Below are 18,678 nucleotides of genomic sequence, written 5' to 3' on the forward strand. Positions count from 1 at the left end.
CGATGTTTGGTAAATTAAGTTGGGATGCGGTCCCGTTCCACGAGCCGATCGTAATGGTGACCATCGCCATGATCGCGCTGGGTGGTCTGGCACTGTTTGCAGGTATTACGTACTTCAAGAAGTGGACCTACCTGTGGACCGAGTGGCTGACGTCGGTCGACCACAAGAAAATCGGCGTCATGTACGTCATCGTTGCCATGGTCATGCTGCTGCGTGGTTTTGCCGACGCCATCATGATGCGTACCCAGTTGGCCATGGCCACCGAGGGTTCGCCTGGCTACCTGCCACCTGAACACTATGACCAGATCTTCACCGCTCACGGTGTGATCATGATCATCTTCATGGCGATGCCATTCTTCACCGGCCTGATGAACCTTGCCTTGCCGCTGCAGATTGGCGCGCGTGACGTTGCCTACCCGTTCCTGAACTCCCTGAGCTTCTGGCTGCTGGTTTCCGGCGTGGTGCTGATCAACGTGTCCCTGGGCGTCGGCGAATTCGCCAAGACCGGTTGGGTTGCGTATCCGCCATTGTCGGGCCTGCAATACAGCCCTGGCGTGGGTGTGGACTACTACATCTGGGCCCTACAGTTATCAGGACTCGGGACGACACTGACGGGGGTCAACTTCCTGGCCACCGTCCTGAAAATGCGCGCCCCTGGCATGAAGCTGATGGACATGCCGATCTTCACCTGGACCTGCACCTGGGCCAACGTCCTGATCGTGGCTTCGTTCCCGATCCTGGCCGCTACCATGGCGCTGCTGTCGCTTGACCGTTACCTGGATTTCCACATTTTCACCAATGAACTTGGTGGCAATCCGATGATGTACGTGAACCTGTTCTGGGCATGGGGTCACCCTGAGGTGTACATCCTGATCCTGCCAGCGTTCGGTATCTTCTCCGAAGTGATCTCGACCTTTACCGGCAAGCGCCTGTTCGGTCACCACTCGATGGTTTATGCATCGGGCGCAATCTCGGTACTGGGCTTCATGGTGTGGCTGCACCACTTCTTCACCATGGGTTCGGGTGCCAGCGTCAACGCCTTCTTCGGCCTGGCGACGATGCTGATTTCCATCCCGACGGGGGTGAAGCTATTCAACTGGCTGTTCACCATCTACCACGGTCGTCTGCGCATGACCAGCCAGGTCCTGTGGACCCTGGGCTTCATGGTGACCTTCGCCATCGGCGGCATGACCGGCGTACTGCTGGCCATCCCGGGTGCTGACTTCGTGCTGCACAACAGCCTGTTCGTGATCGCTCACTTCCACAACGTGATCATCGGCGGCGCGGTATTCGGTTACATCGCTGGTTTCAGCTTCTACTTCCCGAAAGCGTTCGGCTTCAAGCTGCACGAAGGCTGGGGCAAGGCTGCATTCTGGTTCTGGATCTCGGGCTTCTTCGTCGCGTTCATGCCGCTCTATGCACTGGGCTTCATGGGCATGACCCGTCGTCTGAACGCCACCACCAACCCTGAGTGGGTGCCGTACCTGTACGTCGCCATGTTCGGTGCGGTGATGATTGCTGTGGGTATTGCCTGCCAGCTGATCCAGCTGTACGTGAGTGTCCGTGACCGTAAGCAGAACGCTTGCGAATCCGGTGACCCATGGAATGGCCACACCCTGGAATGGTCGACTTCGTCGCCACCGCCGTTCTACAACTTCGCCGTGATCCCTACTGCGAACACCATTGATGCGTTCACCGAAGCCAAGGAAGACGGTACTGCGTACCAGCGTCCTAAGCACTACGAACCGATCCACATGCCAAACAACACCGCCACTGGCGTGGTGATGGGCGCGCTGTTGACCGTGTTCGGTTTCGCGATGATCTGGCACATCTGGTGGCTGGCAATCGCGAGCCTGGTGGGCACCATCGGCTACTTCATTGTCCACGCTGCACGTGATGATCAAGGCTACATGGTGCCGGTCGAGACGATCGAACGCATCGAAGCCGAGCAACACGCTCGCCTGGTCGCCGAGAAGAAAATCCCGGCCAACCGTGTAGAAACCTCGTTGGAACAGGCTTAAACCATGTCGAACTTAGTGACCAATGCTGGACACGCCCATGTCGATGACCATGGGCACGATGACCATCACCACGACTCGGGGCCGATGACCGTTTTCGGTTTCTGGCTCTACCTGATGACCGACTGCATCTTGTTTGCGTCGATCTTCGCGGTGTACGCGGTACTGGTAAATAACGTAGCGGGTGGCCCGTCGGGCCACGACATCTTCGAACTGCCTTACGTGCTCGGCGAAACCGCCTTGCTGTTGTTCAGTTCGATCACCTACGGCTTCGCCATGTTGGCCTTCTACAAGGGCAATAAGAAAGGCGTACTGAGCTGGTTGGCACTGACCTTCCTGTTCGGCCTGGGCTTCATCGGCATGGAGATCAACGAGTTCCACCTGCTGATCTCCGAAGGCTACGGCCCGCACCGTTCCGGCTTCCTGTCCGCGTTCTTCACGCTGGTAGGTACCCACGGTCTGCACGTAACGGCTGGCCTGCTGTGGATGGCGGTGATGATGTATCAGGTCAATAAACACGGCCTGACCAACACCAACAAGACTCGCCTGAGCTGCCTGAGCCTGTTCTGGCACTTCCTGGACGTGGTCTGGATCTGCGTCTTCACCGTTGTTTACCTGATGGGGACTCTGTAATGGCTAATGCACACTCCCATGACCATGACAGCCATGATGCAAGCCACGGCAGCGTTAAGTCGTACGCCATCGGCTTCATCCTGTCGGTAATCCTGACGCTCATCCCGTTCGGTCTGGTGATGTACCCGACCCTGCCTAAGTCGATCACCTTGATGATCGTGCTGGCATTCGCGGTGATTCAGGTTCTGGTTCACCTGGTGTACTTCCTGCACCTGGACCGCTCCAAAGAGCAACGCGATAACGTGATTGCGTTCGTGTTCGCAGGGTTGGTAATCCTGCTGCTGGTTGGCCTGTCGATATGGATCATGTTCAGCATCCATACGTTCATGATGGCGAAGTGAGGTAAGACCCGATGTCGCTTAAGCACTTTATCCAAATCACCAAACCGGGGATCATTTTCGGTAACGTGCTTTCTGTGGCGGGCGGTTTCTTCCTGGCCTCCAAGGGACATGTCGATCTGGCCATTTTCCTGGCTGCAATGATCGGCACTTCCCTGGTGGTAGCTTCCGGTTGTGTGTTCAACAACTGCATCGACCGTGACATCGATATCAAGATGGAACGCACCAAGAATCGTGTGCTGGTCCAGGGCCTCATCTCCCTGAAGCTGGCACTGATCTACGCGACCGTCCTCGGTGTTGCCGGCGTGGCGTTGTTGTACAAGGTGGCCAACCCGCTGGCGGCGCTGTTTGCCGTGATCGGCTTTGTCATCTACGTCGGCCTCTACAGCCTGTACCTCAAGCGCAAGTCGGTTCACGGCACGCTGGTGGGCAGTCTGTCGGGAGCGATGCCGCCGGTGATTGGTTATGTGGCTGTAACCAATAGCTTCGACATGGCCGCGCTGACGCTACTGGTGATGTTCAGCCTGTGGCAGATGCCGCATTCCTACGCCATCGCGATTTTCCGCTTCAATGACTACCTGGCGGCTTCGATTCCGGTCTTGCCGGTAAAACGTGGCATCCAGGTCGCCAAGAAACACATCCTGCTGTACATCCTGGCCTTCCTTGTGGCGACCTTGATGTTGACCTTCAGTGGCTACGCCGGCATGAGCTACCTTGCCGTCGCCGCCGCCATGGGCATGTACTGGTTGTACATGGCCTGGACCGGCTACAAGGCGGTGGATGACACCGTCTGGGCTCGCAAGCTGTTCGTGTTCTCGATCTTCACCATCACCGCGCTCAGCGTGATGATGTCCCTGGATTTCCAAGTGCCGAAAGAGCTGTTGCTGACCTACGCTCACTGAGTGGTCCTGCAGTGAAAAAGCCCCGCCTTCGAGAGAAGCGCGGGGCTTTTTCTTGGGCGTCGGTTTAAATCTGCGGATGTTTATCTCGTCATACCCCTCTGTACGTGCTGTGCGAATCCACCACCCGCCAACAAGGAGTTGCCCCATGGTCAGCGTTAGTCGTCGGTCCCTTCTCGCCCTGGGCGCCGCCCTGCCTTTATTGGGGCGCCTGGATTGGGCGGTCGCGGCGCCGCCGCCGGCAAAGTCTGACAAGGTGCGACTCAACTACAACGAAAGCCCCTACGGACCCTCACAGGCTGCACGTGAAGCGATGCAGCGTGGTATCGCGACGTCCGGGCGTTACCCCTACAACCACATGTATGCTTTAGCCGGGCTATTTGCTCAGCAGCAAGGCATTGCCGAAGAACAGGTGGCAGTGTTTGCAGGCTCAATGGCGGCCTTACGTTATGCGGTGCTGGCATTCACCAGCGAAACTCGCGGCCTGGTGATGGCTACGCCGTCCTACGAAGTGCCGCGCCAGGCGGCGCAGGCGAACAAGGCTGCGGTGAAGGAAGTCAGCCTGAACGCCGACCACGCCCACGACATCCCGGCCATGCTCGCCGCCGATCCACAGGCCGGCATGCTCTACCTGTGCAACCCCAATAACCCCACTGGCACCGTTACGCCCGTCGACGCCATCCGCCACGCGTTGACGAACAAACCCAAAGGCAGTGTGCTGGTGGTGGACGAGGCTTACATCGACTTCGCCGACGTACCCAGCGTGGTCAGTTGGGTCAAGGACCACGACGACGTGCTGGTGCTGCGCACTTTCTCGAAAATCTACGGCATGGCCGGTGCCCGCCTGGGCTTGGCGGTCGGGCATCCGGCGTTGCTGGAACGCCTCGCCGTATTTGGCGGCGACAACGTGCCGGCCGGCACCACCTTGCTCGGCGGCCTTGCCAGCTTGGAGGACGTGAAGCTGTTGCCACAACGCAAGGCGCTCAATAAACAACTGCGCGATGAGACCGTGGCCTGGCTGCAGGGGCGTGGTTTCACCTGCACGGCGTCACAGGCCAACTGTTTCATGATCGACGTGAAGCAACCGGCGGAGCAGGTGATCGAGAAACTGGCAGCCCAAGGCGTGCTGATCGGCCGTGTGTTTAAAAACTGGCCGCAGTGGGTTCGGGTGACGGTGGGGAGCAAGCGGGAGATGGCACGGTTTCGTGAGGTGTTTGCGGCACAAGTCGAACGCGCGGGTTAAACCGATGCAAGACAAATGTGGGAGCTGGCTTGCCTGCGATACAGACGCCTCGGTATATCAATGAAACCGAGGTGATGCTATCGCAGGCAAGCCAGCTCCCACATTTGATTCTGCGGTGTAGCTTGCTTTGGGTTATTGCTGCGCGATGCTGTACCCATCAAACGCAGTCTGCTGCTGCAACGCAGTAATCACGCTCTTGCGGCTCAGCGGCTGCTCAGCGCCGGCGTTATCGACAAAACTCTCAACGTCCAACTCCGCCTCATCCCCTTCACCCACAAAGCTGAACCCCAAAAACTCGAACGCTTCACGGTCGACGTTCAGCTTGGAGCGCGGTGTGCGCAGCGGCAGGGTGACGCTGATGCCATCCTTGCTGATCACAAACACTTCGGCCTCTTTCTTGGGCCGCGAGGCCTTGCTCTTGCCGGCGCTCGGGTTGCTGATGGCCTGGTGGCTCTGGTTCAGCACTTTCAGCGCCAGGCCGTAGACCAACTCCTGGAATTCAGGGTCGTCCTTGAAGCTGGACAGGATGCGGCTGATCGAGAATTGGCTGCTCAGGTCTTCCAGGGCTGCGTTATCGGCGGCTTCGGCGTCCTTGAGTTGCTTGAGCTGGCCCATCAGGTCGTAGGCCTTGTCGTCGTCGAAGGCGTCATGGGCCTGGCGGATGGCCACGCGCAGCTCACGGATCTGGTCGCTTTCCTTGGACGTGTGGAACGCGTCCAGCACCATCTCGCTGATGATCTTGGCCGCTGGCAGATGCTGTGAAAGATTGATGGCGTTTTCGTATTCGGCTTTGGATTGCAGCGCGGCTACGGATTCTTCGGGGGCGGATATTTCGGTGTAAGAATCGGACATTGAAATTTCACTACTTCAGTAAACGAGGACAAAAAAGCGTCGGGCATTTTCAGGGGGGAGGGAGGTCAGGTCAAGGCAGCACAATGCCCTTATCCCGACGCAACGCCGTCAGCGCCCGCTGCAGTCGTACGGCTCGTCCGCAAAACAGACCTACGGTAAACCCCGATACACCGCCAACTGCCATCAACATCGTCGGCGTGCTCAGCATCAGCGGATGCACGGCTTGCTGGTAGCCGAAGTAGTACTTCACCGCAAAGAACAGTTGCGAGATCAGCAGGGTTTTCCAGGTGCCCGGCAATACCAGGGTCTCGCCATTGGCATCCAGCCGCGCCCCTTCAACGTTGAACAGCACCATCCCCACCAGGCTGCCCAGCACCGCGCCGGCGACCCAGGCGCCGCTCGACAAGATTGAAGGCGCCAGCGACATCAACGACCACACCACCAGCACCACCGGCAGGATCACCAGTGAGCGGCGATTTTCGCGTCCGCCCAGGCAGGCCTTGATGCCGTAGTAGCAAATCCACAGGTAAATGGCGTAGACCCAAATGGGCGTGCCTTGGAGGATGTCGAGCATGATGTGCGTCCGTGCAGAGGGGAGATGGTGGATAGTCGTTGAGTACTGACGCCTTTGTCCAGCGATCTGCCCCTGACCCACATCAACACTCCCCGCCCACAAAACCGTTACAACACAGAGGCCTGATGAACCCATAAAAACGACCACTGACCTGCGCCGAGGGGACCGCCCCACGTCAGGTTATTAAAGGACTAATGCGATGGCGCTTTCCCTTTCCCGCCTGGCCTTGCTGGGGGCGACGCTTTGCCTGTCTCTTCCCCTGCACGCCAACGTTCCCGACGCTTCGCTGATCGAGCAGGGCAAATACGTCGCGCAACTGGGCGACTGCATCGCCTGCCACACCGCCAAGCAAGGCAAGGTGATGGCCGGCGGCCTGGAGCTGAGCACGCCGATGGGCACGATCTATTCGAGCAATATCACGCCGGACCGAGAGACAGGGATTGGCGCCTACTCCTTCGAAGAGTTCGACCGTGTCATGCGCGAAGGCGTGACGCCGACGGGCATGAACCTGTACCCGGCGATGCCGTACCCGTCCTACGCCAAGATGAGCGAAACCGACATGCGTGCCCTGTTCGCTTATTTGATGCAAGGCGTCGAGCCGGTGCAGCAGGCCAATCTTGAGGCGGACATGGGCTTCCCGTTCAACCAGCGCTGGGGTCTGGCGTTGTGGAATTTTGTCTTCCTCGACAAACAACCCTTCAAGCCGAATCCTGCACGCGATGAACAACTCAACCGTGGCGCCTACCTGGTCCAGGGCCTGGGCCACTGCGGCTCCTGTCACACGCCACGGGGCATTGCGTTCCAGGAAAAAGCCATGAGCGACGAGGGTTCCAGCGGCCAGCACTACCTGGCCGGCGAAACCGTCGAGCATTGGCGCGCCCTGAGCCTGCGCAACCTGTGGACGGTGGAAGACACCGTGCAACTGCTCAAGACCGGGCAAAACCGCTTTGCCACGGTCGCCGGCAACATGGCCGATGTGATTCACCACAGCACCCAGCACTTCAGCGACTACGACCTGACGGCTATCGCCGGTTACTTGAAATCCCTACCCCTCGGTAAAGACGACTTGCCCATGCCGTCCGTGGCCCAGGCCCCAGCCGTGCCACCTGCAGATTTGTTCACCAGTCGTGGCGGACTGGGTTACATGCAGTTCTGCAGCGACTGTCATCGCAGCGATGGTGCGGGCGTGAAAGGTCTGTTCCCACCTTTGGCCGGCAATCCGAGCATTGCGTCCAGCAACCCGACGTCACTGCTGCACATCACCCTCACCGGCTGGGAGACCGCACAAACGGCAACGCACCCGCGGATCTACACCATGCCCGGTTTCGCCCGTTTGAACGATCAGGAAATCGCTGAGATCCTCAGTTTCGTACGTACCCGTTGGGGTAACGAAGGCACGCCGATCAGCGCCGGCCAGGTGAAGAAACTGCGTGACCAACTCAACCCGGCCACCACCGATTCATCGGCCTTCGAAACCCCGCGCCTGGCCGAGTTGCTTGCGGCGCCAAACGCCGACCAGGTGATTCGCGGCATGCGCCTGCATCTGCAAACCAAAGAGCTGCTGCCCAACAATGTCGGCAATTCACTCAATTGCACCAGTTGCCATCTCAACGCTGGCACGGTAGCGGATGGGTCTCCGTTTGTAGGCGTCTCGGCGTTTTTCCCCAGCTATGCGCCGCGCGCAGGCAAGGTGGTGACCCTGGAAGAACGAATTAACGGCTGCTTCCGCCGCTCGATGAATGGCAAACCACTGCCGCCACAATCGGCAGACATGCAAGCGATGGTCGCCTATTTCGATTGGATGAAAAACAACACCCGCCCCGAAGACAAAGTAGCCGGGCGCGGCGTGGGCAAGGTCGACCCGGCGATCAAGCCGGACCTGGCCAATGGCAAACAGGTCTACGCCAAGCAATGCGCGGTGTGCCATGGCGACAATGGCCAGGGCTTGGCGCGGGCGGATGGCGAGCTGATCTACCCACCGTTGTGGGGTGAGCAATCCTTCAATATCGGCGCCGGCATGGCCCGCACCTACACGGCGGCGGCGTTCGTCAAACGCAACATGCCGATCGGCTTCCACGAGAAATTCCCGCTGGGGCAGGGCGGTTTATCGGACCAGGAAGCCGTGGACGTGGCGGCGTATTTCTCTGGTCAACCGCGCCCGGACTTCCCGGACAAGGTCAAGGACTGGCCGAACGGCGGTAAACCTGTCGATGCGCGTTACTAGTCCAACTGTTTGAGGCAGGCCTCGAGAATATCCAGGCCTTCCTCCAGCACCGCAGGCTCGATGGTCAGCGGTGCCAGCAGGCGGATGATATGCCGCGACTTGCCGCTGGGCATCAGCAACAAACCGGCGTCCCGCGCCAGGCCGAGCAACTGGGTCAGCTGTTTCGACGCGGGTGTGCCGTCGGCGTTGGCCAGTTCGATGCCGCGCATGGCGCCCACGCCGGTCAGACGGCCCAGGTAAGGAGTCAGGCCTTGCGCGCACCAGGTCTGATAACGGCTGACGATGGCTTCTTCCTGCTGTAAGCCCCAGGTTTTCAGGTGGTCATCGGTCATGGCATCGAGGGTCGCCAACGCTGCCGCGCACGCAATGGGGTTGCCGGAATAGGTGCCGCCCAGGCCACCTTTGGGCAGATTGTCCATCAACGCCTTGCGCCCTACGACGGCGCCCAACGGCACACCGCCGGCGATGCTTTTACCCAGCAGGATCAAGTCCGGCTCGATCCCCAGGCGCGAGAACGCAAAACGCTGGCCGGTACGGCCAAAGCCCGATTGGATTTCATCGACAATCAGCAAAATGTTGTTCTCGTCGCAAAAGCGCCGCAGCGCCTGGGCGAATTCGATGTCCAGCGCCAGGAACCCCCCTTCGCCCTGTACCGGCTCGATGATGAAACAGGCCACGTCGTTGACATCGATTTCCACGCTGAACAGGCGGTCCATGGCCTTCAGCGCCTCGGCGCAGGTCACGCCGTTATCGGCACTGGGGTAGGGCAGGTGATACACCGGGCCTGGTAGTACCCCGACCTTTTGTTTGTAGGGCGCGACTTTGCCATTGAGGTTGAGCGTGGCCAGGGTACGGCCGTGGAAGGCGCCGTCAAACGCTATCACTGCGGTGCGGCCGGTAGCGCCGCGTACGATCTTCAGCGCGTTTTCCGCCGCCTCCGCGCCGCTGTTGGTGAGCATGCCGCTGACCGGGTAGTCCACCGGCATAAATGCGGTAAGACGATCCATCAGCTCGATGTAGGGCGCGTGAGGGGCGGCATTGAACGCGTAGTGCGTCAGTTGGGTCGCCTGGTCGCGAATTGCCTCGACCACGCCGGGATGGCAATGACCGAGGTTGAGCACACCAATGCCTCCGACAAAATCGATATAGCGTTTACCCGAGGTGTCCCAGACCTCAGCGTTTTTACCGTGGCTGAGGCTGATGGGGTGAACAATGGAAATCGATTGGCTGATGGTTTCGCGGCTCATGAATCGGGGACTCGGCAGTGACGGGCTTGTTTTTATCTAAGCCGGGCACCCGCACTTGCCGCAAACGAAATAAAGTCGCCGGGTCATGACTGAAAGTCGGGATGTGTGCCGATGTACTCCACCATCCAGTTGAGGAAGGCTTTTACCTTCGGAATCTCGCCGGCATGTTCGGCATGGGCGATGAAGTGCGCGCCGCTGCTGGGCATCGCGTAGTCCCACGGAATCATCAGGCTACCCTGCGCCAGTTCATCCGCCACCAGATACTGCGGCACCAGCGCTACGCCATAGCCCGATTGTGCCGCGCGGATGCACATGTAGAACGTGTCGAAACGCGGGCCGTGGTAGCTGTTTTGCGAGTGCAGGCCCTGCTCCAGGAACCATTCGTGCCAGGCTTCCGGACGCGAGGTGCATTGCAGCAAGGTGTGTCGCGACGACGCATCGCTGCCTTCGGCGACGAATCCTGGCGCACACACCGGCACCACGGCCTCACGGAACAGCTCAATGCAGGTCGCCCCCGGCCATGAGCCTTGGCCGAAGAAAAACGCGATATCGGCCTTGGCCTGCAATACGTCGAAAGGCTCCAGCTCGTTGCGCACGTCCAGATGGATATTCGGATGTTTCGCCGCGAAATCCTTGAGCTTGGGCACCAGCCAGCGGTCACCGAAGGTGGGCTGGGTGGCGATGCGCAGCACTTCAGTCTCGCCGCCGTAGGTGAGGATGTAGCGGCTGGAGATGTCCACCTGAGTGAGGATCTTGTGCACCTCGGCCAGGTACAGCGAGCCCGCCGGCGACAGGTACAGGCGCTGACGCACCCGTTCGAAAAGATTGTGGCAAAGCATCTCTTCCAGCTGCGCCACCTGCTTGCTCACTGCACTCTGGGTCAGGTGCAGCTCTTCGGCGGCGCGAGTGAAGCTCAAATGGCGGGCGGCGGCTTCGAAGCATTGCAGGGCCGTCATCGAAGGGGTCAAGCGTTTTGAAATCATGCAGTTCATTCCAAATCGGAAGGAGCCTTTGCCTAAAGGTCGTTTGTGGCAGTGACGCAAAGCCGTTGATACTGCCCGGCAGCACTATAAACCGGCGCGGGCTGTGGGGCGCCGAATAATAAGGAATGACAGGGAGCGCCTTGCATGAACCCATTCAAAACCACCTTGGCTGCCATCGGCGCCACCGCCGTTTTTGGCTTGGCGAGCACTGCCCAGGCGGGCACGACCCTGGACGCCATCCAGAAAAAAGGTTTTATCCAGTGCGGCGTCAGTGACGGACTGCCGGGTTTCGGCGTACCGGACAGTAAGGGCAAGATGACCGGTATCGATGTGGACGTGTGCCACGCCGTGGCGGCTGCGGTATTCGGTGACGCATCAAAAGTGAAATTCACCCAGTTGACCGCCAAGGAGCGTTTCACCGCGCTGCAATCCGGTGAAATTGACCTGATCTCACGCAACACCACCTGGACCAGTTCCCGTGATTCGGGCATGGGCCTGGTGTTCACCGGCGTCACCTACTACGACGGCATTGGCTTCCTGGTAAACAACAAACTGGGCGTCACCGCTGCCAAGCAACTGGACGGCGCCACGGTGTGCATCCAGGCCGGCACCACCACCGAGTTGAATGTCTCGGACTACTTCCGCACCCATGGCATGAAGTACACGCCGATTACCTTCGACACCGCCGACGAAAGCGCCAAGGGCCTGGAAGCCGGGCGTTGCGACGTGCTGACCACCGATCAGTCGGGCCTGTACGCCCAGCGCATCAAGATGGCTCACCCGGACGAGTTCGTGGTGTTGCCGGAAGTGATCTCCAAGGAACCACTGGGTCCATTGGTGCGCAAGGGTGATGACGAGTGGTTCAGCATCGTCAAATGGACCCTGTTCGCGATGCTCAACGCCGAGGAAATGGGCATCACCTCGCAGAACGTCGAAGAGCAGGCCAAAACCACCAAGAATCCGGATGTCGCGCGGTTGCTGGGGACGGACGGCGAATACGGTAAGGACCTGAAGCTGCGCAAGGATTGGGTAGTGCAGATCGTCAAGCAGGTGGGTAACTACGGCGAAGTGTTTGAACGCAATATTGGCCAGGGCAGCGTGTTGAAGATCAAGCGCGGGCTCAACGCGCTGTGGAACAACGGCGGCATCCAGTACGCACCGCCGGTTCGCTGAGACGCTGGGGTGTTATTCGGACACCCCATCCTTCCCCGCCGCTTTGGCGCGATACAACGCCTGATCGGCGCGCGCTATCAACGCGGCGGGGGGCTCATCCGTTTGACGCTCGGCCACGCCCAGGCTCAGGGTGACCTTGAAGTCATCCCGGTGCGGGCTGTTCTTCAATTTCAGCCGCACACTCGCCGCCATTGTTTTTGCGATTTCCACCGAGGTTTTGGGCAGGATCAGCACAAACTCATCGCCACCCCAGCGAGCCAGCAGGTCACCTGGGCGAATACAGCTTTGCAGGCATTCAACCACCTGCACCAGCGTTTGATCGCCCACACCGTGACCGTATCGATCATTGATCGACTTGAAATCATCGATGTCCATGGCGATCAGTGCCAGCGGCAGGCGAAAGCGCTGGGAGCGGTCGCACTCTTCCAGCAACACTTTTTCCAGGCGGTAGCGATTGGCGACCAGAGTCAGGGCATCCCTTTCGGCCAGGGCGCGGTTTTCATCCAACTGCAGTTGCAACTGTTGATTGACCCGTGACAGCTCGCGGGTGCGTTCGGCCACCAGCGCTTCAAGGGATTGATTGCGCCGTTCCAACTGTTCGACGGAGCATTTCCTTAGATGAATATCGCGGTGGGCGCCCACCATGCGCGCCACCGAGCCATCCTCATTGCGCGCAATCACGTAGCCGCGGTCTTCGATCCACAGGTAGCTGTCATCTTTTTTGCGGCAACGGTACTCGGCCTGGTAGTGAGGGGCGCGACGGTGGATGTAGTCGTCGAACCGTTTCATCACCTTGGGGTAGTCATCCGGGTGGATCACGTTCTCCCAGGTGAATACGCTGTTCTCCAGTGCGTGGCGATGATAGCCAAGCATTTCGTACCAGCCGGGGTTGCGGTAGACGAACCCGGTATTGGCGTTCCAATCCCAGATCCCATCGCTGACCAGCTCCAGGACGGTGTGCAGCATGTCGGCGTTGAAGTGAGAGAAATCCTGCTTTAACGGATTGTTGTCGGAGGTCTCGTTCATCTGCGCATTTCCTTGCGTAGGCAGGCATCTGAAGCCCGCCATTGTTGTCGCCGATACTCCGTGGCTGAGGCTACTGTACAACGCGGGCTGGAGGCTTTGAATAGGGCAGATGTACGGCTTACGATCGATGGCTATAGGCTATTAATTTGGAGCCACCATCCTCGTCGGCACCTTCCCATCCGCGTTGTGCTGGTAAATCGCTTCTGGCTGGCCCTGATCATTGAAAAATACCTGGCCGATACCCGCCGAATTCCATAACCGTTCGCCTGCTTCGGCATGCTCGGGAATATGTGGCACCACCTGCATGGTGCGGCGGCGCGTGAACCAGTTGAGGGGCGAGCGGGGCGAGTAGAGCCAGCGGTTGAGGCGGTCGAACCACTCCAGTAATCGTGGTGGGAATTCGTTCTTGATACCGCTGCTGGTGATCTGCCAGATCCTGGGGCCAGCGTTGCGATGGCGGATCAGCACTTCGTAGACGAACGAGTAGTGCACGTCACCGGAGAGGATCACGTAGTTACCCGGCGTGCGCGAGTGGCGGAAGATATTGAGGATCACTTGGGCGGCGCCACGATGGGCCATCCAGTTTTCCGCATCGACGAGCAAGGGGTGGCCGCACCAGCTGAAGACCTTCTGCACCGTCTCGATCAGCTTGACGCCAAAGATCGGCGCGGGTGAGACGATGATGGCCGAGGGGTGGTCCAGAAGTTCCTGTTGCAGTTCGCTCAAGGCTTCCCAGTCCAGCAGGCCAGAAGGTTGCTTGAGCGTGAATTCGCTGCGCCAGCGGCGGGTGCGGGTGTCGAGCACTACCAAGGCAGGCGTGGTGGGCAGTACGTAGTGCCAGCGTTGAAATTCCAGCAGTGTTTCGAGCAGTTCATCCTGCGCGGTGGCGTCAAGATGGTTGGCTTGCGGTTGAGCAGTGAGCGCTTGGGTCTGGTTGATCAGTTCCCCAAACGCATCCGGTTGGTTGCCCCAACCTTGGCATAGCAGGTAGGCCAACAGGGCGTTGCCGATGATGCGCTTTGAAAAGGGGTGGCCGTAGGCGGTTTCTTCCCACTGGGCACTGAGGTTCCAGTCATCGGTGATGTCGTGATCATCAAAGATCATCAAGGTGGATAGGTGCGCAAAGACCCGCGCGACGCCTGGCAGGCCGTCGCGGAATCGCTCTATCTGGGTCTGTTCACGGGCGTAGCGCTGCTGTCGTTCTGCGTTCAGATGCGGAGGTTGAGGCGCGATCAGCGTCCAGGGCGTCGGCGACCACACCAGCAAATACATTGCGATGACTTCGGCGAAGGTCACCAGGTGGTTGTCGGCGGTGCTGCTGGTAAAGATTGGTTTTTTCACACCGCCAAAGAAGCGTTCGCGCAGGGTTTCGTTGCTGTCCAACGCCGGCAGCAGGTCGGCGCGATGGTAATAGCTGGCGCTATGTCCATAGAGGCTGGCGCTGTCATCTACCACAGCGCCCTCCAGGTATTCATCGAACAAGCCCAGGCGTGCAATCAATGCATGGATTGCCCGCAGCATCGGCCCAGCGACATCGTCGGCGTAGACTTGGTCGCCGCTCATCATCAACAGCGCTGGGCGGTCGGCAGGCGTTTGGGCATCGGCCAGCAGGCGATCGACACACAAAAGGCCCTCGTCGGCGCTGTGATGGGGTTTGCGGCATGAGCCGTGAACCAATTGATGGATGCGGCTGTGCAGCACAAAGCTCGGGAACTGGGCGTTGGCGTACAGCAGGTGCGGTGCCCAGTCGGCGATGCCGATGTTGTCGAACAGCAGGTCGTAGCTGATCTCCACGTCCAGGGGCAGTGCGTTGTCCAGTGTCACATCGATCAGGTGGATAAACGCATGGCGCCCCACGGGTACGACCTGACAGTGGTCAAGGGGGACCTCCAGGATTCGTGAGGGCAGATGGAGCCTCAGGGTCAATGCCAGTGCTTGACTCCCCACCAGCCACACCACCAGGCGCCGTGGTTCGAGGCGTCGCAGCAGTGGTCCAGCCAGTACGGCGGGCAGTGTGTGGGTGAGCGGCATGCAGGCAAGATTTCCAGACTGGATTGAACCCGCAAGATTAATCCAGTGAATGTCATGATTTTGTTAAGGGAGAGTACGAAGGGCCGTGCACTGCCCTTCGTCTAATGCGGTTTAAAGCAGATTGCCTCTACCGAGGCTGTCTAGCCCACCTCCGGTTTTACGGTGCCGATCATTGGCGGCCGTGCCTTCAGGATCAGCGGCGCTCTGTTGCGTATGTGTTGCTTCAATGCTGCGCTTCCTGCGCTGGGGCTCTGCATCATCCTGCTGCTGGGGAGGGTATTGAAAGCTGCCCACTGAGTGATTGATTGCGCTAAGCATGAATGTTTCCTTCTAGTGAGTAGAGGGTTACTTCGCCTGTTGGAGCGAAGTGAGGCCAAACTTATAGAGGACGAAACGGGTCAGCTATAAACGCGCTGCTGCAAGATATGACCAGGGGGTGGCTGGCGCTTTCAGAAGTCATCCGAGGCGCTGTTCGCGCAACTGTCTAGACCGGGAGAGGTAGCGCCTTGCTTGCCCTCCCGCACAAACGCCGCGCGATTGTCCGCCACCACATTACGCAACGCACTGTAATAATCCGGCAGTTTCTGCAGGCTGTCGGTGAGCGGCAACAATGATGCCCGTGTATCGACCGTACCGCCGACCAGGCTGAGAGTGCCCAGGGTCTGCACCGTGTCGCTGTCCCCCAGTGGCGAAACCAGGAAGCTCAAGACCTTGCCCGCAGCGTCCCGGCTGTTGCTGGTGCCCAGCAATGGCAACTCGACAATGGGGCCGTTACCCATGCCCCACACGCCGAATGTCTGGCCGAAGTCTGCTGTGTGGCGCGGGATGCCCAGGCTATCTGACACATCAAACAGCCCCACCACGCCTACCGTCGTGTTCACTGCGAAACGCCCCAGGGTATTGACCGAGCGTCGCGGGTTGCCTTGCAGCAGATCGTTGATAAACACCTTTGGCTCGCTGAAGTTGCTCGCGAAGTTATGCACACCCTGCTGGAAAAAATCCGGTAGGTAACGGTAACCGCGGGCTACGGGAGCGAGTGCGTAGTCGTCCATCGCACGGTTGAATGCAAACACCCCACGGTTGACCGGCTCCGCCGGGTCATACACCGGGTAGTTCACCTGTGCGCACTGCGTGGCGGGCGTTACGGGCGCCGGGCTCGCACAGCCCGTCAGGTAGGACACAGTCAGCAACAGCACGGCCTGGCGGGCCAGATGTTGGGGGTAGGTTAGCGAGCGCATGGGGGACGGTCTCCGCAAAAAGGAAGCCGATGCTGGCACTGCCGTCTTGCGCAAAGATGTCTGGTTTATTGCGCCGTTGACGCTTTATTGCACGGTTGAAATATATGACGAGCCGCGCCGAATGGTTTTAGATGGCACCTTGTCCCAGCCCAGTGAAGACCGTCGGTGAGCAACCTGTTGATCGTGGACGATGACCTTGAAGTCCTCGCCCTGCTGAAGAAATTTTTTCTGCAACACGGCTATGCGGTCGAGACCGTGGCCAGTGGCATCGAGTTGTGGGCGGCCATGGAGCGCCAGCCCGCCGACCTGATCATCCTCGACCTGATGCTCCCCGGCGACAACGGCCTGCTGCTGTGCCAGCGCCTGCGCCAGCAATACGCCACGCCAGTGATCATGCTCACTGCTATGGGTGAACTCAGTGACCGTGTGGTGGGCCTGGAAATGGGCGCCGATGATTACCTGAGCAAGCCCTTCGACGCGCGTGAATTGCTGGCCCGAGTGCGTGCGGTGTTGCGCCGGGCGGGGGAGAGCCGGCCGCCCTTGGGCGATGCCGCGCGCCCGCTGATCCGTTTTGCCGGCTGGCAACTGGACCTCACGCGCCGCGAATTGCGCTCGCCCGATCAGGTGATGATCCCATTGTCATCCGGCGAGTTCGACCTGCTGCTGGTGTTTGTCGAACACCCCCAACGGGTGCTCAGTCGCGAGCAATTGCTCAACCTGGCGCGTGGCCACAGTCATGATGCATTCGACCGCAGCATTGACGTGCAAGTGAGCCGCCTGCGCCGCAAGCTGGAATTCGATACCAAGCGCCCGGCGATGATTCGCACGGTGCGCAACGGTGGCTACCAATTCACCGCCAGTGTGACCCGCTCATGAGGCGCCCACGCGATACTGTGGCGCGCTGGATCGCCCTGACCATTCTGATTGCGATGTTGACTGCATTGGCGTTCAACGCTTTGTTTGTGCAAATGGCAGGTGTGTGGGCGCGACCACCGCTGACTGAAATTGGATTGTTGGAAAGGATCGCCGTGGTCGTGCGCGTGGTCGAGGCCTCCGACCCGTCGCAACGTTCACGTCTGGCCCAAGCGGTAGGTGACGAAGCGTTCAGGGTGACCTGGGCCGCGCAGCGCCAGGCATTGGGGTTACCCGTTCTGGCCGACCCTGATTTCCACTCGGGCGAGCAGGTGTTCAAGCACCTGCTCCAAGGGCCACCTCGTCCGATGGAGGCGTATGAGCCGTCTGACTGGCCCGGCGGCAACGGCCGCTATGCGCTACTGGTGCAATTGGCTGACCGCTCCTGGCTGATGTTCAGCGCGCCGTCGCGCAGTTGGGGTTTGGACGATGGTGCACGCAGCCTGATCGTGGTGTTGCTGGTGCTGATCTCGACCGCGCTGGTCACCCTGGTCGCGACCCGCCGCCTGGCCCGCCCTCTGCAGCACTTCACTCAGGGGGCGCGGCGCTTTGGTGCCGACTTTCGGGCACCGCCCATCGAGCCGGTCGGCCCGCATGAAATCCGCCAGGCGATCCTCGCCTTCAACAGCATGCAGGCGCAGTTGCGGCATTTCATCCAGGACCGCACCCAAATGCTCGCGGCCATTTCCCACGACTTGCGCGCGCCGTTGACCCGCCTGCGCCTGCGTGGTGAGTTCATCGAGGATGTTGATCAACAGCAAAAGCTGTTTCGCGATGTGGATGAAATGCAGGCCATGATCAACACCGCGCTGGAATTCTTCCGCGACGATGCCCGCCTGGAACAAGCCACCCAACTGGACCTCGCGGAATTGCTGCAAACCCTGATCGACGACTACCGCGACCAGGCCATTGACCTGACCTTTCGCGGCCCGCCGCGCCTGGTGTACTTCGGCCGACCGTTGGGCCTCAAGCGCGTGATGACCAACCTGATGGACAACGCGATTCATTACGGCACCGCGCCGGAGATCGAATTGCAGCAAAAAAATGGAGAGGTGGTGGTTCGCGTACTCGATCGCGGGCCAGGCATTCCCGTCGAGCATCGTGAGCAGGTGTTCCTGCCGTTCTATCGCCTTGAAGGGTCACGCAACAAAAGCACGGGCGGTGTCGGCTTGGGACTCTCTACCGCTCGGGCGATTGTGTTGGAACATGGCGGCACCTTGACCCTGGCCGAGCGCCAGGGTGGGGGGTTGGAGGCGGTGGTGGTGTTACCTGTTTAGCCCAAGGTCC

Annotated in this window: 16 protein-coding genes; 9 read left to right on the plus strand and 7 right to left on the minus strand. The window is 59.8% G+C overall.

All coding sequences use genetic code 11. The features are described from left to right. Nucleotides 1-2: 2 nt before the first annotated feature. The 5 genes from cyoB to ptaA all read left to right on the plus strand — a co-directional run bounded on the left by cyoB (nucleotide 3) and on the right by ptaA (nucleotide 5,131). Nucleotides 3-2,021 carry a cytochrome o ubiquinol oxidase subunit I gene (gene cyoB, locus WH299_RS21315; protein WP_028617881.1) on the plus strand — a complete coding sequence of 673 codons (2,019 nt, stop codon included), beginning with the start codon at nucleotides 3-5 and terminating at the stop codon, nucleotides 2,019-2,021. A 3-nt stretch (nucleotides 2,022-2,024) separates the two neighbouring features. Continuing rightward, a complete protein-coding gene (locus tag WH299_RS21320) occupies nucleotides 2,025-2,651 on the plus strand; it encodes a cytochrome o ubiquinol oxidase subunit III (protein ID WP_010206435.1) in 627 nt (208 codons plus the stop codon). Then, nucleotides 2,651-2,992 carry a cytochrome o ubiquinol oxidase subunit IV gene (gene cyoD / locus WH299_RS21325; protein ID WP_010206434.1) on the plus strand — a complete coding sequence of 114 codons (342 nt, stop codon included), beginning with the start codon at nucleotides 2,651-2,653 and terminating at the stop codon, nucleotides 2,990-2,992. The genes WH299_RS21320 and cyoD overlap by 1 nt, the downstream gene beginning before the upstream one ends. 11 nt (nucleotides 2,993-3,003) lie before the next feature. Further along, on the plus strand, nucleotides 3,004-3,891 hold the full coding sequence (cyoE, locus tag WH299_RS21330; protein ID WP_003194050.1) for a heme o synthase: 888 nt from the start codon (nucleotides 3,004-3,006) through the stop codon (nucleotides 3,889-3,891). A 145-nt stretch (nucleotides 3,892-4,036) separates the two neighbouring features. Further along, a complete protein-coding gene (ptaA, locus tag WH299_RS21335) occupies nucleotides 4,037-5,131 on the plus strand; it encodes a pyoverdine biosynthesis transaminase PtaA (RefSeq protein ID WP_339551223.1) in 1,095 nt (364 codons plus the stop codon). 132 nt (nucleotides 5,132-5,263) lie between these two features. Here the strand turns inward: ptaA and WH299_RS21340 are convergent, their stop codons facing one another. Together WH299_RS21340 and WH299_RS21345 are read right to left on the minus strand one after the other, a co-directional pair. Then, nucleotides 5,264-5,983 (minus strand): hypothetical protein, encoded by a 720-nt coding sequence (locus tag WH299_RS21340; RefSeq protein WP_122725558.1) that lies wholly within the window; start codon nucleotides 5,981-5,983, stop codon nucleotides 5,264-5,266. Between the two features lie 70 nt (nucleotides 5,984-6,053). Beyond that, entirely contained in the window at nucleotides 6,054-6,692 is a 639-nt protein-coding gene (locus WH299_RS21345; RefSeq protein WP_421558440.1) for a DUF6622 family protein, read from the minus strand. Nucleotides 6,693-6,756: 64 nt separating this feature from the next. Between WH299_RS21345 and WH299_RS21350 the strand changes: the two genes are divergently transcribed. Then, entirely contained in the window at nucleotides 6,757-8,781 is a 2,025-nt protein-coding gene (locus WH299_RS21350) for a c-type cytochrome (protein WP_123477957.1), read from the plus strand. Here the strand turns inward: WH299_RS21350 and WH299_RS21355 are convergent. Both WH299_RS21355 and WH299_RS21360 read right to left on the minus strand, forming a co-directional pair. Continuing rightward, nucleotides 8,778-10,028, minus strand: a complete 1,251-nt coding sequence (locus WH299_RS21355; protein ID WP_339551224.1) for a 2-aminoadipate transaminase — start codon at nucleotides 10,026-10,028, stop codon at nucleotides 8,778-8,780. The genes WH299_RS21350 and WH299_RS21355 overlap by 4 nt on opposite strands. Nucleotides 10,029-10,111: 83 nt before the next feature. Continuing rightward, a complete protein-coding gene (locus WH299_RS21360) occupies nucleotides 10,112-11,011 on the minus strand; it encodes a LysR substrate-binding domain-containing protein (RefSeq protein ID WP_122725550.1) in 900 nt (299 codons plus the stop codon). 144 nt (nucleotides 11,012-11,155) lie between these two features. Here WH299_RS21360 and WH299_RS21365 point away from each other — a divergent pair, with 144 nt between their 5' ends. Further along, on the plus strand, nucleotides 11,156-12,184 hold the full coding sequence (locus WH299_RS21365; protein ID WP_028617874.1) for an amino acid ABC transporter substrate-binding protein: 1,029 nt from the start codon (nucleotides 11,156-11,158) through the stop codon (nucleotides 12,182-12,184). Nucleotides 12,185-12,196: 12 nt separating this feature from the next. Here WH299_RS21365 and WH299_RS21370 read toward each other — a convergent pair whose 3' ends face one another. From WH299_RS21370 to WH299_RS21380, 3 genes are all read right to left on the minus strand, one after another. Then, nucleotides 12,197-13,210 carry a sensor domain-containing diguanylate cyclase gene (locus tag WH299_RS21370; RefSeq protein WP_123477962.1) on the minus strand — a complete coding sequence of 338 codons (1,014 nt, stop codon included), beginning with the start codon at nucleotides 13,208-13,210 and terminating at the stop codon, nucleotides 12,197-12,199. Nucleotides 13,211-13,351: 141 nt separating this feature from the next. Beyond that, nucleotides 13,352-15,241: an alkaline phosphatase D family protein gene (locus WH299_RS21375; RefSeq protein ID WP_339551225.1), complete on the minus strand. Its 1,890-nt coding sequence runs from the start codon at nucleotides 15,239-15,241 to the stop codon at nucleotides 13,352-13,354. Between the two features lie 449 nt (nucleotides 15,242-15,690). Beyond that, nucleotides 15,691-16,479, minus strand: a complete 789-nt coding sequence (locus WH299_RS21380; RefSeq protein WP_339551226.1) for an MlaA family lipoprotein — start codon at nucleotides 16,477-16,479, stop codon at nucleotides 15,691-15,693. A 165-nt stretch (nucleotides 16,480-16,644) separates the two neighbouring features. Between WH299_RS21380 and WH299_RS21385 the strand changes: the two genes are divergently transcribed. Both WH299_RS21385 and WH299_RS21390 read left to right on the plus strand, forming a co-directional pair. Continuing rightward, on the plus strand, nucleotides 16,645-17,355 hold the full coding sequence (locus WH299_RS21385; protein WP_016979629.1) for a response regulator: 711 nt from the start codon (nucleotides 16,645-16,647) through the stop codon (nucleotides 17,353-17,355). Next, nucleotides 17,352-18,668, plus strand: coding sequence for a sensor histidine kinase (locus WH299_RS21390; RefSeq protein WP_323625166.1), 1,317 nt, complete (start codon nucleotides 17,352-17,354; stop codon nucleotides 18,666-18,668). The genes WH299_RS21385 and WH299_RS21390 overlap by 4 nt, the downstream gene beginning before the upstream one ends. Nucleotides 18,669-18,678 lie beyond the last annotated feature (10 nt).

Source organism: Pseudomonas sp. MYb541, assembly GCF_037479595.1.
GTDB classification, from domain to species: domain Bacteria; phylum Pseudomonadota; class Gammaproteobacteria; order Pseudomonadales; family Pseudomonadaceae; genus Aquipseudomonas; species Aquipseudomonas canadensis.